Source organism: Streptomyces caniscabiei, from assembly GCF_014930365.1.
GTDB lineage: Bacteria > Actinomycetota > Actinomycetes > Streptomycetales > Streptomycetaceae > Streptomyces > Streptomyces caniscabiei.
In genome coordinates this window covers 359,900-378,529 of record NZ_JABXWI010000012.1, presented here as the reverse complement: position 1 = coordinate 378,529, position 18,630 = coordinate 359,900, and the positions used below count along the sequence as shown (strand labels likewise).

The 18,630-nt window shown below is 71.3% G+C and carries 20 protein-coding genes; 5 read left to right on the top strand and 15 right to left on the bottom strand.

The features are described 5' to 3' along the window. Positions 1 to 157: 157 nt before the first annotated feature. Together HW837_RS32100 and HW837_RS32095 are read right to left on the bottom strand one after the other, a co-directional pair. Positions 158 to 1,156, bottom strand: a complete 999-nt coding sequence (locus HW837_RS32100) for an inorganic phosphate transporter (protein WP_045555909.1) — start codon at positions 1,154 to 1,156, stop codon at positions 158 to 160. 7 nt (positions 1,157 to 1,163) lie between these two features. Further along, a complete protein-coding gene (locus tag HW837_RS32095) occupies positions 1,164 to 1,784 on the bottom strand; it encodes a DUF47 domain-containing protein (protein WP_045555910.1) in 621 nt (206 codons plus the stop codon). A 188-nt stretch (positions 1,785 to 1,972) separates the two neighbouring features. On the opposite strand from HW837_RS32095, the gene HW837_RS32090 reads away from it, so the two are divergent. Then, positions 1,973 to 2,350 (top strand): metal-sensitive transcriptional regulator, encoded by a 378-nt coding sequence (locus HW837_RS32090; protein WP_045555911.1) that lies wholly within the window; start codon positions 1,973 to 1,975, stop codon positions 2,348 to 2,350. 172 nt (positions 2,351 to 2,522) lie between these two features. Here the strand turns inward: HW837_RS32090 and HW837_RS32085 are convergent, their stop codons facing one another. The 10 genes from HW837_RS32085 to mshD form a co-directional block, all read right to left on the bottom strand. Beyond that, complete coding sequence (locus HW837_RS32085) at positions 2,523 to 2,708, bottom strand: hypothetical protein (RefSeq protein WP_045555912.1); 186 nt, start codon at positions 2,706 to 2,708, stop codon at positions 2,523 to 2,525. 106 nt (positions 2,709 to 2,814) lie between these two features. Continuing rightward, the gene (locus tag HW837_RS32080) at positions 2,815 to 3,648 is read right to left on the bottom strand and encodes an SCO4651 family lipoprotein (RefSeq protein WP_045555913.1); all 834 of its coding nucleotides are present in this window, start codon (positions 3,646 to 3,648) and stop codon (positions 2,815 to 2,817) included. Positions 3,649 to 4,109: 461 nt separating this feature from the next. Next, the gene (locus HW837_RS32075) at positions 4,110 to 4,553 is read right to left on the bottom strand and encodes an NUDIX hydrolase (RefSeq protein ID WP_045555914.1); all 444 of its coding nucleotides are present in this window, start codon (positions 4,551 to 4,553) and stop codon (positions 4,110 to 4,112) included. Continuing rightward, the gene (locus HW837_RS32070) at positions 4,550 to 5,623 is read right to left on the bottom strand and encodes a CHAD domain-containing protein (RefSeq protein ID WP_045556363.1); all 1,074 of its coding nucleotides are present in this window, start codon (positions 5,621 to 5,623) and stop codon (positions 4,550 to 4,552) included. The genes HW837_RS32075 and HW837_RS32070 overlap by 4 nt, the downstream gene beginning before the upstream one ends. Continuing rightward, the gene (locus HW837_RS32065; RefSeq protein WP_177261870.1) at positions 5,604 to 7,838 is read right to left on the bottom strand and encodes an RNA degradosome polyphosphate kinase; all 2,235 of its coding nucleotides are present in this window, start codon (positions 7,836 to 7,838) and stop codon (positions 5,604 to 5,606) included. The genes HW837_RS32070 and HW837_RS32065 overlap by 20 nt, the downstream gene beginning before the upstream one ends. Before the next feature lie 479 nt (positions 7,839 to 8,317). Continuing rightward, complete coding sequence (locus tag HW837_RS32060; protein ID WP_045555916.1) at positions 8,318 to 9,298, bottom strand: ABC transporter permease subunit; 981 nt, start codon at positions 9,296 to 9,298, stop codon at positions 8,318 to 8,320. Continuing rightward, positions 9,295 to 10,299, bottom strand: coding sequence for an ABC transporter permease (locus HW837_RS32055; RefSeq protein WP_193381477.1), 1,005 nt, complete (start codon positions 10,297 to 10,299; stop codon positions 9,295 to 9,297). The genes HW837_RS32060 and HW837_RS32055 overlap by 4 nt, the downstream gene beginning before the upstream one ends. Beyond that, positions 10,296 to 11,243: an ABC transporter ATP-binding protein gene (locus HW837_RS32050; RefSeq protein WP_045555918.1), complete on the bottom strand. Its 948-nt coding sequence runs from the start codon at positions 11,241 to 11,243 to the stop codon at positions 10,296 to 10,298. The genes HW837_RS32055 and HW837_RS32050 overlap by 4 nt, the downstream gene beginning before the upstream one ends. Continuing rightward, a complete protein-coding gene (locus HW837_RS32045) occupies positions 11,240 to 11,644 on the bottom strand; it encodes a GntR family transcriptional regulator (RefSeq protein WP_045555919.1) in 405 nt (134 codons plus the stop codon). The genes HW837_RS32050 and HW837_RS32045 overlap by 4 nt, the downstream gene beginning before the upstream one ends. A 112-nt stretch (positions 11,645 to 11,756) precedes the next feature. Next, positions 11,757 to 12,686: a mycothiol synthase gene (gene mshD, locus HW837_RS32040; RefSeq protein WP_045555920.1), complete on the bottom strand. Its 930-nt coding sequence runs from the start codon at positions 12,684 to 12,686 to the stop codon at positions 11,757 to 11,759. A 305-nt stretch (positions 12,687 to 12,991) separates the two neighbouring features. Between mshD and HW837_RS32035 the strand changes: the two genes are divergently transcribed. Next, positions 12,992 to 14,806 (top strand): bifunctional metallophosphatase/5'-nucleotidase, encoded by a 1,815-nt coding sequence (locus HW837_RS32035; protein ID WP_045555921.1) that lies wholly within the window; start codon positions 12,992 to 12,994, stop codon positions 14,804 to 14,806. A 131-nt stretch (positions 14,807 to 14,937) separates the two neighbouring features. Here the strand turns inward: HW837_RS32035 and HW837_RS32030 are convergent, their stop codons facing one another. Continuing rightward, complete coding sequence (locus HW837_RS32030; protein ID WP_196789302.1) at positions 14,938 to 15,645, bottom strand: TioE family transcriptional regulator; 708 nt, start codon at positions 15,643 to 15,645, stop codon at positions 14,938 to 14,940. Positions 15,646 to 15,768: 123 nt separating this feature from the next. On the opposite strand from HW837_RS32030, the gene HW837_RS32025 reads away from it, so the two are divergent. Next, the gene (locus HW837_RS32025; RefSeq protein WP_143110718.1) at positions 15,769 to 16,899 is read left to right on the top strand and encodes an erythromycin esterase family protein; all 1,131 of its coding nucleotides are present in this window, start codon (positions 15,769 to 15,771) and stop codon (positions 16,897 to 16,899) included. Here HW837_RS32025 and HW837_RS32020 read toward each other — a convergent pair. Then, the gene (locus tag HW837_RS32020) at positions 16,896 to 17,204 is read right to left on the bottom strand and encodes a hypothetical protein (RefSeq protein WP_045555923.1); all 309 of its coding nucleotides are present in this window, start codon (positions 17,202 to 17,204) and stop codon (positions 16,896 to 16,898) included. The two genes, HW837_RS32025 and HW837_RS32020, sit on opposite strands and share 4 nt — an antisense overlap. Then, entirely contained in the window at positions 17,201 to 17,428 is a 228-nt protein-coding gene (locus HW837_RS32015; protein WP_193382467.1) for a hypothetical protein, read from the bottom strand. Before HW837_RS32015 ends, HW837_RS32020 begins: the two co-directional genes overlap by 4 nt. Positions 17,429 to 17,578: 150 nt before the next feature. Here HW837_RS32015 and HW837_RS32010 point away from each other — a divergent pair, with 150 nt between their 5' ends. Next, positions 17,579 to 18,418 carry a helix-turn-helix domain-containing protein gene (locus HW837_RS32010; protein WP_045555925.1) on the top strand — a complete coding sequence of 280 codons (840 nt, stop codon included), beginning with the start codon at positions 17,579 to 17,581 and terminating at the stop codon, positions 18,416 to 18,418. Next, a complete protein-coding gene (locus HW837_RS32005) occupies positions 18,402 to 18,602 on the top strand; it encodes a DUF397 domain-containing protein (RefSeq protein ID WP_045555926.1) in 201 nt (66 codons plus the stop codon). Before HW837_RS32010 ends, HW837_RS32005 begins: the two co-directional genes overlap by 17 nt. The last annotated feature ends 28 nt before the right edge of the window (positions 18,603 to 18,630 follow it).

Sequence of the window (18,630 nt, the reverse complement as noted above, 5' to 3'; positions counted from 1 at the left end):
ATGGCTCGGGGGTGCGGGTGCGTCGGCGGGTGCGGGTCCCTCGTGGTCGCTCGCGCAGTTCCCCGCGCCCCTGAAAAGCAGGAGCCGCGCCCTCTGCTTTCAGGCCCGCCTGCCTGTCGTCCGTGGAGCCCGTCTGCTCGTATCTCCTGGCCGCCGCCTACAGGAACGCCAGGTTCACGATCCAGAAGCTCGTCGCGGCGACCAGGGCCGCTGCCGGCATCGTGATGAACCAGCCGAGGATGATGTTCTTGGCGACGCCCCAGCGGACGGCGTTGATGCGCTTGGTGGCGCCGACGCCCATGATCGCCGAGGTGATGATGTGGGTCGTGGAGATGGGGGCCTTGAAGATGAAGGCCGTGATGAACATGATCGACGCGCCCGTGGTCTCGGCGGCGAAGCCCTGCGGCGGGTCGAGTTCGATGATCTTCCGGCCCAGGGTGCGCATGATGCGCCAGCCGCCCGCGTAGGTGCCGAGGGAGAGCATGACCGCGCAGGCGATCTTCACCCAGACCGGGATCGGGTCGCCGTAGTCCTCGACGTCCGCGATGACCAGGGCCATGACCACGATGCCCATCGTCTTCTGGGCGTCCTGGAGACCGTGGCCGAGGGCCATACCGGCCGCCGACACGGTCTGCGCGATCCGGAAACCGCGCTTGGCCTTGTGCGGGTTGGCGCGGCGGAAGATCCACATGATGGCCGCCATCACCAGATAGCCGACGACCAGGCCGACCACCGGGGAGATGAACATCGGGATGACGACCTTCTCCAGCACGCCGGACCAGTAGACCGTCGTACCGCCGGCGAGGGCCGCGCCGACCATGCCGCCGAAGAGGGCGTGCGAGGAGGACGACGGGAGGCCGAAGTACCAGGTGATCAGGTTCCAGGTGATCGCGCCGACCAGGGCCGCGAAGAGGATGCCCATCCCCTTGGAGCCCTCGGGCGTGGAGATCAGGCCCTCGCTGACCGTCTTGGCGACGCCGCTGCCGAGGAACGCGCCGACGAGGTTCATCACCGCGGCCATCGCGAGGGCCGCGCGCGGCGTCAGCGCGCGCGTCGACACCGAGGTCGCGATGGCGTTCGCGGAGTCGTGGAAGCCGTTGGTGTACGTGAAGAAGAGCGCGACGCCGATGGTCACGACCAGAGCGAAGGTGTCCATGAAGGGTTCAGGACTCCTTGACGGCGATCGTCTCCACCGTGTTGGCCACGTGCTCGAAGGCGTCCGCAGCCTCCTCCAGCACGTCCACGATCTGCTTGAGCTTCAGGACCTCGATGGCCTCGTACTTGCCGTTGAAGAGCATGGCCAGCAGCTTGCGGTGGATCTGGTCGGCCTGGTTCTCCAGACGGTTGACCTCGATCCAGTACTCGGTGAGGTTGTCCATGGTGCGCAGGTTGGGCATCGCCTCGGCCGTCAGTTCGGCGGCGCGCGCCAGGACCTCGATCTGCTGCTCGACGCCCTTGGGGAGTTCCTCGACGTTGTAGAGGACGACCAGGTCGACGGCCTCCTCCATGAAGTCCATGATGTCGTCGAGGGAGGACGCGAGGTTGTAGATGTCCTCGCGGTCGAAGGGCGTGATGAACGAGGAGTTCAGCTGGTGGAAGATCGCGTGTGTGGCGTCGTCACCGGCGTGTTCCGCTGCCCGCATCCGCTCCGCGATCTCGGCCCGGGCGGACGCGTCCGCTCCGAGCAGTTCCATCAGGAGCTTCGAGCCCGTGACGATGTTGTCCGCGGAGGCGGCGAACATGTCGTAGAAGCTCGTCTCCCTGGGGGTCAGACGAAAGCGCACGTGGGGTCCTCGGTATGCATGGGTTTCGGTCAGGCTGATGCTAGGCGCATCATCCGGCCACGGCTAACGGGCCGTCCCCCAGTGTCGCCCATCAGGAAGACGGGTCGGCATGGGGGCTGCCCGCAGGGCGTATACCCGCCAAAGTTCGATACGATATACCCGGTAGGGGTATATGTCTGGAGGCTGCGATGACGACCACAGGGGCCGGAGCCGAGGTGCCCCCCGCCGTCGACGGTGTGGAGCCGGGCGTGGAACCGGGTGTGGTGACCGACCACGACCGTGGAATCCACGGGTACCACAAGGAGAAGGGCGAACACCTGAAGCGCCTCAGGCGCATCGAGGGGCAGATTCGCGGGCTCCAGCGGATGGTCGACGAGGATGTCTACTGCATCGACATACTCACCCAGGTCTCCGCCTCGACCAAGGCCCTGCAGTCCTTCGCGCTCCAGTTGCTGGAGGAGCACCTGCGGCACTGCGTCGCCGACGCCGCGCTGAAGGGCGGCGCCGAGATCGACGCGAAGGTGGAGGAGGCCACGAAGGCGATCGGCCGGCTGCTGCGGACCTGAGGGGCGAGGGGGCGAGGGGGCGTGCGCGGGGGGCCCGTCGGCGGGGGCGATTTTCGGCCACCGGGTGCGGGCTTCGGGCGCGGGGGGTGCCGGGGCCGGTCGGACGCGGTCGGCGGGTCGGTGCCAGGGCCTGTCTGGACGCGTACGGGTACCGGGGTCCGGCGGGCCGGAGTCAGCGGGGCGGGTCGCTCTCGTGGGAGCGTTCTTCCCAGACGCGCAGGACCTCGTCGATGCGGTCGGGGCTGAGGCGGTCGCCGTCGGTGGCGGAGGCCGCGATGATGAGGTCGCCGCAGAGTTCGATCTCGGCGAGAGCCACGTGGTCCTGAACCGCCGTACCGCCTGCCGGAGCCACGCGCATCACCTCTTCTCTGCCGTCACCGACTCCTAGGGTAGGCAGCGGCCCACAGCCCGCGCATGGCACCAACGGACCATTTCCGGCCCCGCGCGGTCCACCGCGTCCGGGGCTACTCCTCCGCGATCTTCCCGGCGTAGATGTCCTCCGGCCGCGGCAGGCGTACGGCGACGGGGGCGCCGAAGTCGAACAGCAGGGTCGTCGAGGCGACCGCGACGGTGCCCTGCCCGCCGCCGTTGACGAAGCTGAACCGGTGGCGGACCTTGCGGACGCGGCCGTCGTCGTCGAGGTAGGCGTCGAAGGGGACGCGGGCCGTGGCGAAGCCCCGGGCGGCGGCGCGCAGCGGGGCCCGGTTGCCCTCGGAGGCGGCGCGCGAGGCGGTCGTGAGGTCGGCGGTGCCGCGGTAGTGACGCACCCGGACGCCGTCCACCTCGGTCTCCCCGATGAACTGCGCCGTGCGCGCCCCGCGCAGCACCTCGACCGCCGCGAACGGGTCGGTGGCGCCGCCGGTGACCAGATTGCCGTCGGAGAGGGTGCCCGTGTCGACGCGGACCCATTTGTCGGCGGGGACGCCCGCGCCCCGGTTCTTCATGAACAGGGCGCCCGGGGCGAGCAGTTCGGTGATCGGGCGGTGCTCGCTGCGGCCGGCGGGGTCGTGCGGCAGGGACACCTTGAGCCGGCCGAGCTGTCTGCCGTAGTCGTAGACGCCCTCGCCGTGGATGGTGACCCGGGTGCCGCCGGTGGCCATCTCCATCTCCGTACGGGCCTTGGAACTGCCCGCGCGGACGAGGGTGGGGGCGGCGCGGTGCATGAGGTCGACGGGGTCGGAGGGGAGGGAGTCGTCAGTGAGGCCGGGGGCGGCGCAGCCGGTGACGCCGGTCGCGCCGGCGATGAGTCCCGCCGCGACGAGTGCCGCGCCCGTCCTGCTGTGCCGCCGCGTCACCATCGCCTGCCGATCCCCTGCCGGGTTTGCCGGGTTCCTGTGGTCGTTTCGGATAACGACGGCCGGGGGAGGTCGTCACGCCGGGCGCCTGAGGGGGTGGGGGTGCGTGGTGCGTCGGCGGGTGCGGGTGCGTCGGGGTTGCTCGCGCAGTTCCCCGCGCCCCTTGACGGGCTCCGCCCGGTCAAGGCGCCAGGCTCCTGGGGGCTTGAAAAAGCCTGTGGGGCGTGGGGTTGGGTGCCTTGGGTAGCGTTGTCGGTGTGGTGCATCAGGACGAGCCGGAACCGCAGCAGCACCGTACGACCACCGTCGATCAGGGCCGCTTCTGCGTGGCGCGCTGTACCTGCGGTTGGCGCGGGCCGGCCCGGCGGGCGCGGAGTCTGGCGCGGACGGACGCGGAGGGGCACGCGCTGAGCGGGGTGTAGCGGTGCGTGGCGGGGCGCGCGGCGGCGCTCGGGGCGGGAGCCCTACGCGTGGCGGAGGGTCGCCAGGAACTCGTCGACCAGTTCCCGGTCGCGCGGCTGGGTGAGCCGGTCGCGGGCGGCGTCGGGGGCCAGCCAGAGGATCCGGTCCACCTCGGCGGTGGGGGCGAAGCGGCCGCCGGTCGCCCGGGCCGCCCAGTAACGCACCGTCTTGGCGCGGCCGTTGACGAAGTAGTGGGCTGTGGGCAGCCGGGGTCCCGGCGCGCACCGGTGGCCGGTCTCCTCCTCGACCTCGCGCAGCGCGCCCGCGAGGGGGTCCTCGGCGCGTTTCAGCTTGCCCTTCGGGTGCGACCAGTCGTCGTACTTCGGCCGGTGGACCAGGCAGATCTCGAGGTCCCCACCCTCGGGGGAGTGGCGCCACAGGACGCAGCCGGCTGCCCGGACGACGGTGTGCGCGGCCTCCGGGGCGTTGTCGGGGTTCTCGGTCACGACGTGCTCACCGCCTCCTTCTGCCAGCACTGCTGGAACGCGAACCGGGATGCCTCCACTTCGTGGCGCTGGTCGGCGTGCAGGACGCCGAGGGCGTAGGCCGTGGCCGGGGCGATACGCGGGGTGCGGGCGGCGGCCGCCGCGGCGGAGGCGGCCTCGCCGGCGTCGCGGTGGCGGTTGAGGGCCTCGCCGGCCGCGAGGAGGCGTACGTCGACGGGGACGGCCTCGGGGTGCAGGACCTCCAGGGCGTACCGGTGGAGACGCAGCAGGAGCCGTACCTGGTGCCACGGGGCGTCCTGGGGGTGGGGCGCGGTGTCGGGGGAGAGGCCGTGGATGAGGGCCTCGGCGTTGTAGGGGTGGCCGGCGGTGTGCAGCGGCAGGCCGGTGACCGCGTCGTGGAGGCGGTCGTGCGCGGCGGCGGCGAGGGGGCCGAGGTCCGCGGCGGCGGCGCCGGGGGTGAGCGGGACCTCGCTGGCGAGGACGGCGACGCTGTCGGCGACGGCGTGGAAGCGGCTGGAGCCGAGGGCCTGGAGGGCGGCGGAGTGGGCCCGGGTGCGGGCGAGGGTGAGCTGGCGGTCCAGGAGGGCGCCGGCTTTGGCGGCGCCGACGGTGAGGTTGCCGCGGTCGGGGGTGGGGTGGGGGTGCGGGGCGGCCGACCCGGCGGCGCGACCGCCGGCGGCGGCGTTCCGGGGGCCGCCCTGGGCCGGGAACGGGGTCGCTCCCGACAGGCGGTTCAGGGCGGTGACCAGGCGGTCGAGGCGGGCCGCGTAGGCGTGTTCGCGGCCCAGCACGCCGGAGAGCCAGGCGAGTTCGGGGCGGAGGGACTCCGACCAGTCGGCGTCCAGCAGGGGCCGGAAGGTGTGCAGCGTGCCGCTGATGCGGCGGGCCGAGCGGCGCAGGGCGAGCGCCGCGTCGGTGGACTCCTCGGCTCCACACGCCGTGCCCCCACCGGTCTCCCGGTGGGTGCGCAGCGCGCGGAGGAACTCCGTGGCCCGCGCCCGCAGATAGCCTGCGACGGCGTCCGCGGGTGCGGCCGTGGGGTTCGTGGGGTCAAGGTGTCGCTGTGCCACGCCGGCGCCTCCGGGCGTCAATGAGCATCTCCTGGACGTTGCGCAGGGGCTGTCCGTCCGCGTCGGTCGAGTGCCGGGTCCACTCGCCGTCGGGACCGAGGTGCCAGGAGGAGGTCGTTTCGGACATACCGGTCTCCAGCAGGCGGTTGAGTGCCGCCCGGTGGGCCGGGTCGGTGATCCGGATCAGGGCCTCGATCCGGCGGTCGAGGTTGCGGTGCATCATGTCGGCGCTGCCGAACCACACCTCGGGCTCGCCGCCGTTGCCGAAGCCGAAGATCCGGGAGTGTTCGAGGAAGCGGCCGAGGACCGAGCGGACCCGGATGTTCTCCGACAGGCCCGGGACGCCGGGCCGTATGGCGCAGATGCCGCGCACCCACACGTCGACCGGGACCCCCGCCTGCGAGGCCCGGTACAGGGCGTCGATGAGCGCCTCGTCCACGATCGAGTTGACCTTGATGCGGACGTACGCCGGACGTCCGGCGCGGTGGTGCTGGACCTCCTTGTTGACGCGGGCGATCAGCCCGTCGCGCAGGGACTTGGGCGCGACGAGGAGGCGGCGGTAGGTCTCGCGGCGCGAGTAGCCGGAGAGCCGGTTGAAGAGGTCGGAGAGGTCCGCGCCGACCTGCGCGTCGGACGTCAGGACACCCAGGTCCTCGTACAGCCGTGCCGTCTTCGGGTGGTAGTTGCCGGTGCCGACGTGGCTGTAGCGGCGGAGTGTGTCGCCCTCCTGACGGACCACCAGGGACAGCTTGCAGTGGGTCTTCAGGCCGACCAGGCCGTAGACCACGTGGCAGCCGGCCTCCTCCAGCCGCTTGGCCCACTTGATGTTGGCGTGCTCGTCGAAGCGGGCCTTGATCTCGACCAGGACGAGGACCTGCTTGCCGGCCTCGGCGGCGTCGATGAGCGCGTTGACTATGGGGGAGTCGCCGGAGGTCCGGTACAGGGTCTGCTTGATCGCGAGGACGTCCGGGTCCTCGGCCGCCTGCTCCAGGAAGGCCTGCACCGACGTGGAGAACGAGTCGTACGGGTGGTGCAGCAGCACGTCGCGGTTGCGCAGGGCGGCGAAGATGTCGGGCGCGGACGCCGACTCGACCTCGGCGAGGTCGCGGTGGACGCCGGCGACGAACTTGCGGTACTTCAGCTCCGGCCGGTCCAGGGAGGCGATGCGGAAGAGGCCGGTGAGGTCCAGGGGCCCGGTCAGCGGGTAGACCTCGGACTCCTTGATCTTCAGCTCGCGCACCAGCAGGTCCAGGACCTCCTGGTTGATGTTCTCCTCGACCTCCAGGCGCACCGGCGGCCCGAAGCGGCGCCGCATCAGCTCCTTCTCCAGGGCCTGGAGGAGGTTCTCGGCGTCGTCCTCCTCGACCTCCAGGTCCTCGTTGCGGGTGACCCGGAAGGCGTGGTGCTCCAGCACCTCCATGCCCGGGAACAGCTCCTCCAGATGCGCGCCGATCACGTCCTCCAGCGGGACGAACCGGCCCGGGGAGGCCTCCAGGAAGCGGGACAGCAGCGGCGGCACCTTGACCCGGGCGAAGTGCGAGGTGCCGGTGACCGGGTTCTGGACGCGCACGGCCAGGTTCAGCGACAGACCCGAGATGTACGGGAAGGGGTGGGCCGGGTCGACGGCCAGCGGGGTGAGGACCGGGAAGATCTGGTGGCGGAAGAGCGTGAACAGGCGGGCCTGCTCCTTCTCGGCCAGTTCGCTCCAGCGGACCAGGTGCACGCCCTCCTCGGCCAGCGCCGGTGCGACGTCCTCGTGGAAGCAGGCGGCGTGCCGGGCCATCAGCTCGCGGGAGCGGGCCCAGATCATCTCCAGCACCTCGCGCGGCTGGAGGCCGGAGGCGGACCTGGTGGCGACGCCGGTGGCGATGCGGCGCTTGAGACCGGCCACCCGGACCATGAAGAACTCGTCGAGGTTGCTGGCGAAGATGGCCAGGAAGTTCGCTCGTTCGAGCAGCGGCGTATTGGGGTCCTCGGCCAGTTCCAGGACGCGCTCGTTGAAGGCGAGCCAGCTGCGCTCCCGGTCGAGGAAACGGCCCTGGGGCAGCCGTTCGCCGCCCTGTTCGTCCTCGTCGTACGCGTCGAGGTCGGCGTCGATGTCGGGTTCCAGGTCGGACACCACGGCCGACACCGTGTGAGGACGGTGACCGGTTATGGAGCCGACGGACGGCTGCGCGTGCTGGACCTGGGCTGCCTGGGCGTTGGACTGGCTCATGGAACCATTGTTCCGCGCCGCGAGCATCACAGGCGCGTCGGACAGGGCCGGTGGGAGTGTGGGGGCGCGCGAGGAGGCGTTCGCGGCGGTGTTCTCGGCGATGTCGGCGTCGATGCGGGCCACGACGTCGACGGCGTCGGCGGTGTGGCGGGGCGCGACGGGCGCGGGCGTGCGGGGGGCGTCCCCCGTGCTGTTCCCGTTGCTTGGGCCGCTGCGTGGGGGAGGCGAGGGCTCGGGCACGACGGGGTTCATTGCGGAAGCGTCGCAAGGTCGTCTGAATCGCCGGTTACGGAGACCTTACGTGCGGGATAGCGCGGGGAGGACCGCCGGTTCCGTGACGGTGTGCGCGGCGCCCCCGTGTACGCCTTCTCGCGATCACGCGCCGTTCACCGGATGTACGCCGTCGGCACGCCCCTCCCCCCGTAGGAAGGGCGTGCCTGGTCCGGAGGCCCGGGTCGGGGCGCGGGCGGGGTGCGGCGTCAGTGGGGGCGGCGGCGCAGGAGCCAGAAGGCGGCGGCGCCGGCCAGGACCCCGACGGCGAGGATGATGCCGGTCGCCACGAGGTGCAGGGGCCAGAAGTGGGACGCCGGATGCACCTCGGCGTACAGATCGGTGAAGCCCTTCCCGCTCATGCACGTGGTGTAGTCGATGTCGGCATCGGCGTCGAAGCAGCTCAGGTCGTTGACGCGGGCGCCGGAGCCGGTCACGGCGCCCAGCTCCAGCTGGTCCGCCGTCATCGGCAGCCTGCTGGCGGCGGTGCCGCGGAGCGTCGTGGAGGGCCACAGCTCGTCGAACCGCACGTCGAACCAGAGGTGGAACGCGACCATGAAGCCGAGGGCCACGGTGAGCGCGGGCAGCGCGCGCCTGAGGACGATGCCGGCCAGGGCGCCGACGGCCAACGCGCACAGGGCGTACGCCAGGACCGCGGGGCCGCGGTTCAGGAAGGGGTCGGTGTTGTACCAGTCGTCGCCGTGCAGGTCCCGGTCCGTGGACCAGGCCCAGCGGTAGACCAGCACCAGGACGGCCATGCCGATGGTCAGCGCGGCGGCGGGCACCGCGAGCTTGACGGTGAGCCAACGGACCGGGGTGACGGACTGGGTCCAGGCCAGCTGGGCCGTGCCCCGTTCCAGCTCACGGCCGGTCAGCGAGGCCCCCGCCCAGGCGGCCACGGCGTAGGAGGAGTAGGCGATCAAGGTGCCGATCGTGCTCATGGCCGAGGCGTAGTCGAAGGCGGATGCGAGGTCGATGCACCCGTTCTCCAGCTTCCGGCAGGCAGCTTCCTCCGCGCGTGCCTCCGCGCCCGTGACGAACCGCAGCCAGAGCATCCACCCGACCATGAGCAGCACGTACGCGCTCCACACCAGCAGTGCCGAGCGGTGCACGCGCCACACGGTCCAGGTCAGGCCTCCGCGGGCGGCGGTGCCGGCCGGGGGCGTGGTGGTGAGGGTCTCGGTGCTCATACGGTCCCTCCCGTACGGCGGCGCAGCAGGACGAAGGCCGCCAGGACCAGCAGGGCGGCGGCGGTCAGGACGATGGCCGTCTCGACGAGCTGGAGGGGCCAGAAGTGCGAGGAGGGGTGGAAGTCGGCGTACTGGGCGGCGATGTCCGTGCGGCCGCAGGTGATCTCCTCGCAGCCCACCTCCGGGACGCGCTCGCCCGAGGTGGTGACGAGTCCGCGGTCGACCAGCTCGCCCGTCCAGCCGCGATCGGCGGACGGGGAGACGAGGGTCTCCACCGGCCACAGGTGGTGGCGCACATTCCGCAGCGTGCCCATGACGACGGCGACGCCCATGACCGCGGCGGCGAGCGCGGGCAGCGAACGGCGTAGCAGCAGACCCGCGACGGCGCCGAGCGCCAGGGCGAGCAGGGCGTGGGCGGTGGCGACGGTGCCGTGGCCCAGGAAGGTGCTGTACGCGAACCAGTCCCGGGTCCCCAGCGCGTGCCGCAGCCGCTCCTCGCGCCACCACACCAGACGGTTCAGCAGGGTCAGCAGGACCGTCCCGGAGACGATCACGGCGGCCGGGACCACGAGCGTGGTGGCGAGCCAGCGGGCCGGGGTGACGGACTGGGTCCAGGCCAGCTTCGCCGTACCGCTCTCCAGCTCGCGGCCGATCAGGGAGCCGCCCGCCCAGGCGCCGATCAGGGCCGGGGCGATGGTGAGGATCGCGGAGCCCAGGTTGACGACCAGTCCGTAGCGGGAGTACGCGGGGCCTGTCGGGCAGTAGTCGATGGGCTCGCAGCCGCGCCTGACGTACTCGGCCCAGGCCGCGTCGAGCCCCGGTCCGGCGGCCCACAGCAGTCCGGCGGAGACGAGGCCCACCAGCAGCCCCCAGAACCACAGGGCCGACTGGTGCACGCGGAACGTGGCCCGGATCAGTCCGCGGCCCGGGGTCAGGGCCGGAGCGGCGGCGGGGTCCCCGGAGCGGGCGGCCCCGATGGTCTCCGTGCTCACGGCGCTCATACGGCCGCCCCCCGGCTCTCGGCCCCGTTGGTGTCGTCCGACCCGTCGGTGTCGCCCGCGTGGTCGGCGTCCGCTGCGTCGTCGATCGTGAGAGGCGGAGCTTCCGGCGCCCGCAGATGGGCGAGGACCAGCTCCTCCAGGGTCGGCTCGGCGGTCTGCCGCTCGGCGCCGACGGGGCCCTGCGGGCGGATCAGCGCGGTGAGCTGGCGTCCCGTCGTGCGGGACTCGATCACGGTGTGCGGGGCGAGGTCGCCCACCGGGCCGGTGACCAGGGTGTGCGCGGCGAGGAGTGCGTCCAGCGGGCCCGCGAGCCGGACGCGCCCGGCGCCCAGCAGGAACAAGTGGTCGCAGGAGCCCTCCAGTTCGGCCACCACGTGCGAGGACATGACAATCGTGGTGCCGCGCTCGGCGGAGTCCGCCAGCAGGGTGCCCATCAGCTGGTGCCGGGCGAGCGGGTCGAGGTCGGCCATCGGCTCGTCCAGGAGCAGCAGTTCGGGCCGCTTGCCGAGGGCGAGGGCGAGCGCGACCCGGGTGCGCTGACCGCCGGAGAGGGAACGGATCTTCGCGTTCCGGTTCAGGTCGCCCTCGTCCACCACCCGCTCCGCGGCGGCCTGGTCCCAGCGCCCGGTGTTGAGCTCGCGGCCCAGCCGCAGGGTCTCGGCCACGGTCAGCTGGGGATACAGGGGCTTGTCCTGGGCGACGTAGGCGATGCGCTCGCGGGCCGCCGCCGGGGTCGTGCCCAGCACGCTGATCGTGCCCTCGGTGGGGGCGAGCAGACCGGCCGCGTGGGCCAGGAGCGTCGACTTGCCGGCGCCGTTCGGTCCGACGAGCGCGCACACCCGCCCCGCCGGCAGCCGCAGCGAGCACTCGCGCAACGCCCAGCCCCCGGACCGCCACCCGAACTTCTTGCCGAGCGCGGCCGCCTCCATCGCGGTCCCCGTCATGCCTCGTCCCCCTGATCTCGCTCGTCTGCTGTGAAGTGTTCGTCCAGTACGGCTGTGAAGAGGGCCTCCACGTCGTCCCGTGCGAGCCCGCTCTGCCGGGCCCGGACGGCCCAGCTGTCCAACTCGGCCCGCAGCGGGGAGTCGGCGGGCGTCGTGCCCAGTGACTTCCGTACGAACGTGCCGAGGCCGCGGCGGGCCTCGACCAGGCCTTCGCGCTCCAGCTCGCGGTAGGCCTTCAACACGGTGTTCGGGTTGATCGCGGTTGCCTCCACGACCTCACGGGCGGTGGGGAGCTTGTCGCCGGGCTCCAACAGCCCCATCCGCAGGGCCTGTTTGGTCTGCTGGACGATCTGGACGTAGGTGGCGACACCGCTGCGCCGGTCGATGCGGTACTCGACCACTCGAACAACCACCCTTTCACTAATTGAGTAGTGAAAGGGTGGTGCAAGAGAGGGGGCGGTGTCAACAACACCGCCCCCTGCCTGTGGAAAACTCCGCGTACGCGCGGCTCTGTCAGGTTTCGCTGCGGTACATCAGATCCGTCTCGTACGTCACGAAGCCGAGGCGCTCGTAGACCGTGACCGCCGCCTTGTTGTCCGCGTCGACGTAGAGCATCGCGGTGGGCAGGCCCTGGGCGGCGAGGTGGCGCAGGCCGATCGTGGTGAGGGCCTTGCCGAGGCCGCCGCCCTGGGCGCCGGGGCGCACACCGACGACGTAGACCTCGCCGAGCTGCTCGGCGGCGTGCGCCTTCGTCCAGTGGAAGCCGACCAGTTCCTCTCCCCTGAAGGCCAGGAAGAAGCCCGCCGGGTCGAACCAGGGCTCGGCCTTGCGGTCGTCGAGGTCGCGCTGGGTGAGGGAGCCCTGCTCGGGGTGGTGCGCGAACGCCTCCGCGTTCGCGGCGAGCCAGGCCGCGTCGTCCGTGCCGGGGACGAAGGCGCGGACGGTGACGCCCTCGGGGAGCACCGGCTCGGGCGGGTCGAAATCGGTCAGGGAGCGGCGCATCTGGCGGAGTTCGCGGAAGAGGGTGAGGCCGAGGACCTGGGCGAGGTGGCGGGCGGCCGAGTGACCGCCGTGCGCCCAGACGCGCAGCCGCTTGCCCGACTCGGCGAGCAGGGCGGAGCCGAGGGCGCGGCCGTGGCCGTGGCCCCGGTGGGAGGGGTGGACGACCAGCTCGGCGGCCGGGGCCTCGACGGGGTCGTTGTCCTCCAACTGGGCGTAGCCGACGAGGGTGTCGCCGACGGTGAGGAGGAGGTGGGCCACGCCTTCGCGGGGGCCGCCGCGGAGCTGGAGGCGGCCCTGCTCGGACACCGCCTGCTGGCCGTCGACCTGGGCGGCCTCGTCGAGGAGGGCGAGGACGGCTGCCTTCTGGTCGGGGGTGAGTTCCAGGCGGGTTTCGATACTGCGAGCTGCTGCGCTGGCCCGGGCGGTGTCGTCGCTGGTCATGGGTTCGAGGTTAACCGGGGGGTGCGGTGGGGGGCGCCTATGAGCTCGGTCGGTTCCGTGGTCGTTGCGGGTGCGGCCTGAATGTGGCTGGTCGCGCCCCGCGGCGGAGCCGCAGGTGTCACAGCCCCGCGCCCCTCAGGGGCGCGCTGTTCGTCCCCTTTCGCTATGAGTCCTCCTCGATGGCAATCAGGTCGTAACCATGAACCCCCTGTCGCGCTACGCGCGTTGACCCTACGCTTCGGGCCGACGGGGCCGTTCTCACGTTTCCCTTACTTCTCTTACCTCTCACGAATCCAGGGGGGCACATGTCAGCCACACCCCAAGCGCAGCGCCGTAGAAGCCGCCGCAACCGGATCCTCGCCGCCGCGGCCGGGCTGGCGACCGTCGGGGCGCTGGCCGCCGCGATCCCGGCGAGCGCCGGTGAGGCGAAGCCGTCCAAGCCCGGCAAGGAGAAGCCGGCCCGGTACCAGGACGTGCAGCTGCTGTCGTTCAACGACCTGCACGGCAACCTGGAGCCGCCGGCCGGTTCCTCGGGCCGGGTGACCGAGCTGCACGAGGACGGCACGACCACCACGATCAACGCCGGTGGAGTCGAGTACCTCGCGACGCACCTGCGTGAGGCCCGCCGGGCCGACGACTACACGATCACGGCCGCCGCCGGCGACATGGTCGGTGCCTCCCCGCTGATCTCGGGCCTGTTCCACGACGAGCCCACCATCGAGGCGCTGAACGGGCTCGACCTCGACGTCACGAGCGTCGGCAACCACGAGTTCGACGAGGGCGCGAAGGAACTGGCCCGCCTCCAGAAGGGCGGCTGCCACCCGACCGACGGCTGCTACGTCAAGGGCAAGAAGTTCAAGGGTGCCGACTTCCCCTACCTCGCCGCGAACGTCATCGAGAAGAAGACCGGCAAGCCGCTCCTGAAGCCCTACTGGGTCTGGAAGAAGAACGGCGTCAAGGTCGGCTTCATCGGCGTGACGCTGGAGGACACGCCGGGCGTCGTCTCCGCCGAGGGCGTCAAGGGCCTGAAGTTCAAGGACGAGGTCCAGACGATCAACAAGTACGCCAAGGAGCTGGAGCGCCAGGGCGTCAAGTCGGTCGTCGCGCTGATCCACGAGGGCGGTCTCCCGGCCTCCCAGTCGTACAACTACGACTGCGACTCGCCCGGCGCCGGTGACGGCATCTCCGGCCCGATCGTCGACATCGCCAAGAACATCACGCCGAAGGTCGACGCCGTCGTCACCGGTCACACGCACGCCGCGTACGCCTGCACCATCAACGACCCGGCGGGCAAGCCTCGCATGGTCACCTCGGCCGCGTCCTTCGGCCGCCTCTACACCGACACGACGCTGACGTACGACCGCAAGACCGGCGACATCTCCCGTACGGCCGTGGACTCCGCGAACCACGTCGTCACCCGTGACGTCGAGAAGGCCGCCGACATGACGGCCCTCATCAGCCGGTGGAACACCCTCGCCGCGCCCATCGGCAACCGCGCCATCGGCCACATATCCGCCGATGTGCCCAACGCCGGCACCGAGTCCCCGATGGGTGACCTGATCGCCGACGCGCAGTACTGGTACGGCAAGACTCTCGACCCCGAGGTCGACCTCGCGCTGATGAACCCGGGCGGTGTGCGCGCGCCGCTCACCTACGCGGCCAAGGGCACCGAGGGCGACGGCGTGGTGACCTACGCCGAGGGCTTCACCGTCCAGCCGTTCTCCAACACGGTCAACCTCCAGAACTTCACCGGGGCCCAGCTCATCCAGGTCCTCAAGGAGCAGGTCAGCGGGACGAACGCCGCCGTGCCGAAGGTGCTGCTGCCGTCGTCCGGCCTGACGTACACGCTCGACCTGACGAAGTCCGGCGCGGACCGCGTCGTCACCGGCACCATCAAGCTCAACGGTGCCGCGATCGACCCGGCCGCCACCTACCGGGTCGCGACCAACAGCTTCCTCGCGGGCGGCGGCGACGGCTTCCCGACGCTGGGCCAGGGCACGAACGACCTGGTCGGCGCGGACGACCTGGCCGCTCTTGAGCAGTACCTGCTCGCCAACTCCTCGGCCGCCAACCCGATCGCACCCCCGGCGGCCAACCGGATCACGATCATCAACAACTAGTCGGGCGACCGGATCGCCGAGGGCCGGTCGTTCGGCCCGGGTGGTTCAGTTCCGGTTCCGATCAGTTCATGGCTGGTCGAGCGGTTCCCCGTGCCCTTTCCGGGCGCGGGGAACCGCTTTTTCATGTCCCGCTACGCGTGGTCCAGGTGTGTCAGGTACCGGCTGAGGTGGGCGGACGCGTCCAGCATGGCGAGGCCTCGTACGGTCAGACGGCGCCGCCAGTCGTCCAGTGCGGCGGAGAGGGCGTCGGTGCCGCCGGCCGTGCGGATCTGCCGGACCACGGTGGCGATGTGGTCCAGGGGGTGGTCCCCGCGCCGGAGGAGGTGGGCGAGCTCCGCGTCGCGGACGTCGGCCGGGCGGTAGAGGCGGTAGCCGGTGAGGGGGTCCCGCGCGGGGGTGAGGATGCCGGCGTCCTCCCAGTTGCGCAGGGTCGCCGGGGTGACGTCGAGCCGGTGGGCGAGTTCGCCGACGGTGAGGGGGTGGGCGGTGTGAGTGGCGCGGGTGGTGTGGGTGGGCTCGGCCGTCAGGTGGTCCACCGCGTCGCGTACCGCGTCGAGGGTCTCCCGGTCGCGGAGCAGCTGGGCGTGCCCACGGTCGACGATCGTCAGGGCGTCGTCGAGGGCGTCCTCGTGCACGGCTCGCATGATTCGTCCGGCGGCGGAGTGGCCGTACGCCGGGACGAGGGCGAGGAACGCGCGCAGGGCCGCCGCGTGCGCCGCGGTGTAGACCCGGTAGCCGCTGCGCGTCCGCTCGGCGGCCGGGAGGAACCCGTCGCGCTCGTAGTTGCGGACAGCCTGGGTCGACAGCCCGTGCTCGCGGGCGAGGTCGGAAGGACGCATGCTGATCACCGCTTTGAGACTTTACGCGACGGGAGCCGACCGATGGGCGGCTCCCGAAGGGATACACCCCTCGCAGGCGCCGCCCGAGTATGAACCGTACTTTCAAGGTTACGATTGAGGCTCATGAGTCTGGACCTGCGAGACCTCGTGACCCCGTCGTGCGACCTGCTGGCCCTCGGTGAGCCGACCCATCTGGAACCGGCGTTCGGGCACGCCCGCAATGAACTCTTCGCCCGCCTCGTCGAGGAGCGCGGCTTCCGGTCGATCGCGCTGGAGACCGACCGCATTCCCGCGCTCGCCCTGGACGACCACGTGCGGGACGGCACGGGCGACTTCGACGAGGCGATGCGGGAGGGCATCGCGTTCGGCCGTGGCGATCTGGCCCCCAACAGGGAGCTGATCACCTGGATGCGGGAGTACAACCGGACCCGCCCGCCAAAGGAGCGCCTCGCCTTCCACGGCTTCGACGCCGAGATGGAGAACATGAGCGCGCCCAGCCCGCGCCGCTGCCTCGAAGCCGCCCGCGCCTACCTGGCCCGTGACGAGGGCCTGGCCTCGCCCCTCGCGCTCGCCGCCGACCCCGCCGTCGACATCGCGAGCCTCGCCGGCGACGACGAACGGTGGAGCCGTACGGAGGCGGTGCTGGACGCGGCCTGCTCGATCGGGGCCACACCGGAGGCCGAGGCGCTGCGCTGCCTCGCCGACGACATGCTCACCGAGTTCCACGCCCGCGCGCCGCAGTTGATCGCGGCGACCTCACGGGCCGAGTGGTACCGGGCGAAGGCCCACCTCATGGCGGCGATCGGTCTCCTGCGCTACCACCGGCAACTGGCGCGCCCCGCCGAGGAGCACGTCCGGATCTCCCGCATGCTCGCCACGCGGGACGCGCTGATGGTCGAGAACCTGCTCGACATCCGCGCCGTCGAGGCCGACCGGGGGCCGACCCTGGTCTTCGGCCACAACGTCCACCTCCAGCGCGGCCCCAGCCATATGCGCATGCGCGACCTGGACCTCGACTGGCACGGCGCGGGAGCGATCCTGGGCCCGCTGGTGGGGGAACGGTACGTGTTCGTGGCGGGGAGCCTGGACGACGGCGCCGCCTCCGACCCGGCAGGGCCCACGCCGGACCCGCACGGGGGTGCGGTCCGGCCCCGCGCCACGACGTGGACCCTGACCCCGGCCCCGGCGGACGGGTCGGACGAGGCTGCGCTGAAGGGCGCCGACGGGGTCCTGCACATCAGCGCCCATGCCTAGCGGCGGTCCTCGGGGGCTTCGGTGCCGCCGCCGATCCGCAGCCCCCTGCTGACGGCGATCCGCAGCACGTCCTCCAACGACTCCACGGCCCGCGTCAGCGCGAACCGCACGGCTCGCTCACCGGCCGCCGCGTCCCCGAGCACAGCCCTGCTGCCGGCCAACACCTCGTCGGCCGAACCGAGTTGGGAGGCCTCCACACTGTCGGCCAACAGGGAGAGTGCTCCAGGGTGCGCGGTGTCCGGGTCGAGATAGCAGGGTTTGCCGTCGGGGTTGGTCCACGGCAGCAGACGCAGACCGACCATCATGCGGGGACCTCCACGCTGTGCATTCCACTGGTGTACAGCTCCTCGGGGCTGAGCACGTAGGGCCGTACGAGGTGGTCGTAGGACTCGAAGGGCCAGATGTCGTCGAGGGCCCTGGGCGGGGATGGGGGAGGGGCGGGTTCCGGCGCTTCCTCCGCCTCGGGCACCGGGCCGGGCGCGGCCCAGCGGAGCAGTACCTCACAGAGCCGTACGACGAGCGAGCGCATACCGGTGCCTCAAACTTTCGTCTCAGGGTTTTTTCAGGGTCGTCCTGACGAGCGGTGATTACCGTTCGTGCCCTGATCGTCACGGGTGCGCCGTACGTTGGGGAAGGGGGTAGCCGTTGTCTGGCGCCCCAGACAACGGCGAGGGGTGACATGGGCGAACTGGTTGACGCGGAGGGCGAGTCGGGGCGTGCTGTGCTCGGCCGGACGCTTCGGTTTCTGCGGGAGAAGGCGGGTAAGTCGCTGGGGCAACTGGCCGACGAGACGGGGTACGACAAGAGCTACTTGAGCCGTCTGGAGTCGGGTGAACGACTGTCCAAGGTGACGGTCATGGAGGACTTGGACGCGTACTACGAGGCCGGTGACCTGCTGGTAAGCCATTGGCGGGCGGCACGGCTCGACGCGTTCAAGGACCAGTACAAGCGGTTCATGGAGCTGGAGGCGACGGCCCGCATCATGCGGGTGTTCACGCCGGCGGTGCCAGGCCTTCTGCAGACGGAGGATTTCTGCCGTGAGGTGTTGTCTGGGGCCCAGACAACGGCCGACGGCGACGTCTGGGTCGAGGAGCAGGTCGCGGCCCGGCTGGGGCGCCAGTACCTGCTGAGGCGGAAGCCGGAGCCCAGCGTCCGCATCGTCATCGACGAGATCGCACTTCGGCGCACAGCGGCCACCCCCGAGACCTGGCGCGACCAACTGGTTCACTTGGAGACCGCCGCGACGCGGCCCAACATCGTGCTCCAGGTGCTGCCGATCGCCGCAGGTGTTCATCACCACATGACCGGGTCGCTGACGCTGCTCTGGCAGGAAGATGGAAGCGCCGTCGCCTACAAAGAAGGCAACGGTTGCAGCCAGTTGGACGAGGATCCGAACGAGGTTCTGCGGCGCCGACTGTCCTACGATCGGCTCCGCGATATGGCACTGTCACCGACCGACTCGCTCGCGTTCATCAGGGCCGTACTGAAGGAGCAGACTCACCATGACGCACACCCCTGATCTCGGCACCGCTGTCTGGCGCAAGTCGAGCTACAGCGAAGGGGGCGCCAACGACTGCCTCGAAGTCACCGACGACCTCCCCGGCATAGTCCCCGTCCGGGACAGCAAGGTCCCGGACAGCCGCCCGCTCCTGTTCACCGCCGGGGCGTGGTCCGCCTTCGTCAAGGTTGTCGCGGCCGACTGAGCACCAACCGCGAACAGAACCCCCCCGG

What these genes read in the sequence shown, in the direction of transcription:
- HW837_RS32100 (WP_045555909.1), bottom strand. Translation starts at nt 1,156, where the DNA reads ATGGACACCTTCGCTCTGGTCGTGACCATCGGCGTCGCGCTCTTCTTC.
- HW837_RS32090 (WP_045555911.1), top strand. Translation starts at nt 1,973, where the DNA reads ATGACGACCACAGGGGCCGGAGCCGAGGTGCCCCCCGCCGTCGACGGT.
- HW837_RS32085 (WP_045555912.1), bottom strand. Translation starts at nt 2,708, where the DNA reads ATGCGCGTGGCTCCGGCAGGCGGTACGGCGGTTCAGGACCACGTGGCT.
- HW837_RS32080 (WP_045555913.1), bottom strand. Translation starts at nt 3,648, where the DNA reads ATGGTGACGCGGCGGCACAGCAGGACGGGCGCGGCACTCGTCGCGGCG.
- HW837_RS32065 (WP_177261870.1), bottom strand. Translation starts at nt 7,838, where the DNA reads ATGAGCCAGTCCAACGCCCAGGCAGCCCAGGTCCAGCACGCGCAGCCG.
- HW837_RS32060 (WP_045555916.1), bottom strand. Translation starts at nt 9,298, where the DNA reads ATGAGCACCGAGACCCTCACCACCACGCCCCCGGCCGGCACCGCCGCC.
- HW837_RS32055 (WP_193381477.1), bottom strand. Translation starts at nt 10,299, where the DNA reads ATGAGCGCCGTGAGCACGGAGACCATCGGGGCCGCCCGCTCCGGGGAC.
- HW837_RS32050 (WP_045555918.1), bottom strand. Translation starts at nt 11,243, where the DNA reads ATGACGGGGACCGCGATGGAGGCGGCCGCGCTCGGCAAGAAGTTCGGG.
- mshD (WP_045555920.1), bottom strand. Translation starts at nt 12,686, where the DNA reads ATGACCAGCGACGACACCGCCCGGGCCAGCGCAGCAGCTCGCAGTATC.
- HW837_RS32035 (WP_045555921.1), top strand. Translation starts at nt 12,992, where the DNA reads ATGTCAGCCACACCCCAAGCGCAGCGCCGTAGAAGCCGCCGCAACCGG.
- HW837_RS32030 (WP_196789302.1), bottom strand. Translation starts at nt 15,645, where the DNA reads ATGCGTCCTTCCGACCTCGCCCGCGAGCACGGGCTGTCGACCCAGGCT.
- HW837_RS32025 (WP_143110718.1), top strand. Translation starts at nt 15,769, where the DNA reads ATGAGTCTGGACCTGCGAGACCTCGTGACCCCGTCGTGCGACCTGCTG.
- HW837_RS32020 (WP_045555923.1), bottom strand. Translation starts at nt 17,204, where the DNA reads ATGATGGTCGGTCTGCGTCTGCTGCCGTGGACCAACCCCGACGGCAAA.
- HW837_RS32015 (WP_193382467.1), bottom strand. Translation starts at nt 17,428, where the DNA reads ATGCGCTCGCTCGTCGTACGGCTCTGTGAGGTACTGCTCCGCTGGGCC.
- HW837_RS32010 (WP_045555925.1), top strand. Translation starts at nt 17,579, where the DNA reads ATGGGCGAACTGGTTGACGCGGAGGGCGAGTCGGGGCGTGCTGTGCTC.
- HW837_RS32005 (WP_045555926.1), top strand. Translation starts at nt 18,402, where the DNA reads ATGACGCACACCCCTGATCTCGGCACCGCTGTCTGGCGCAAGTCGAGC.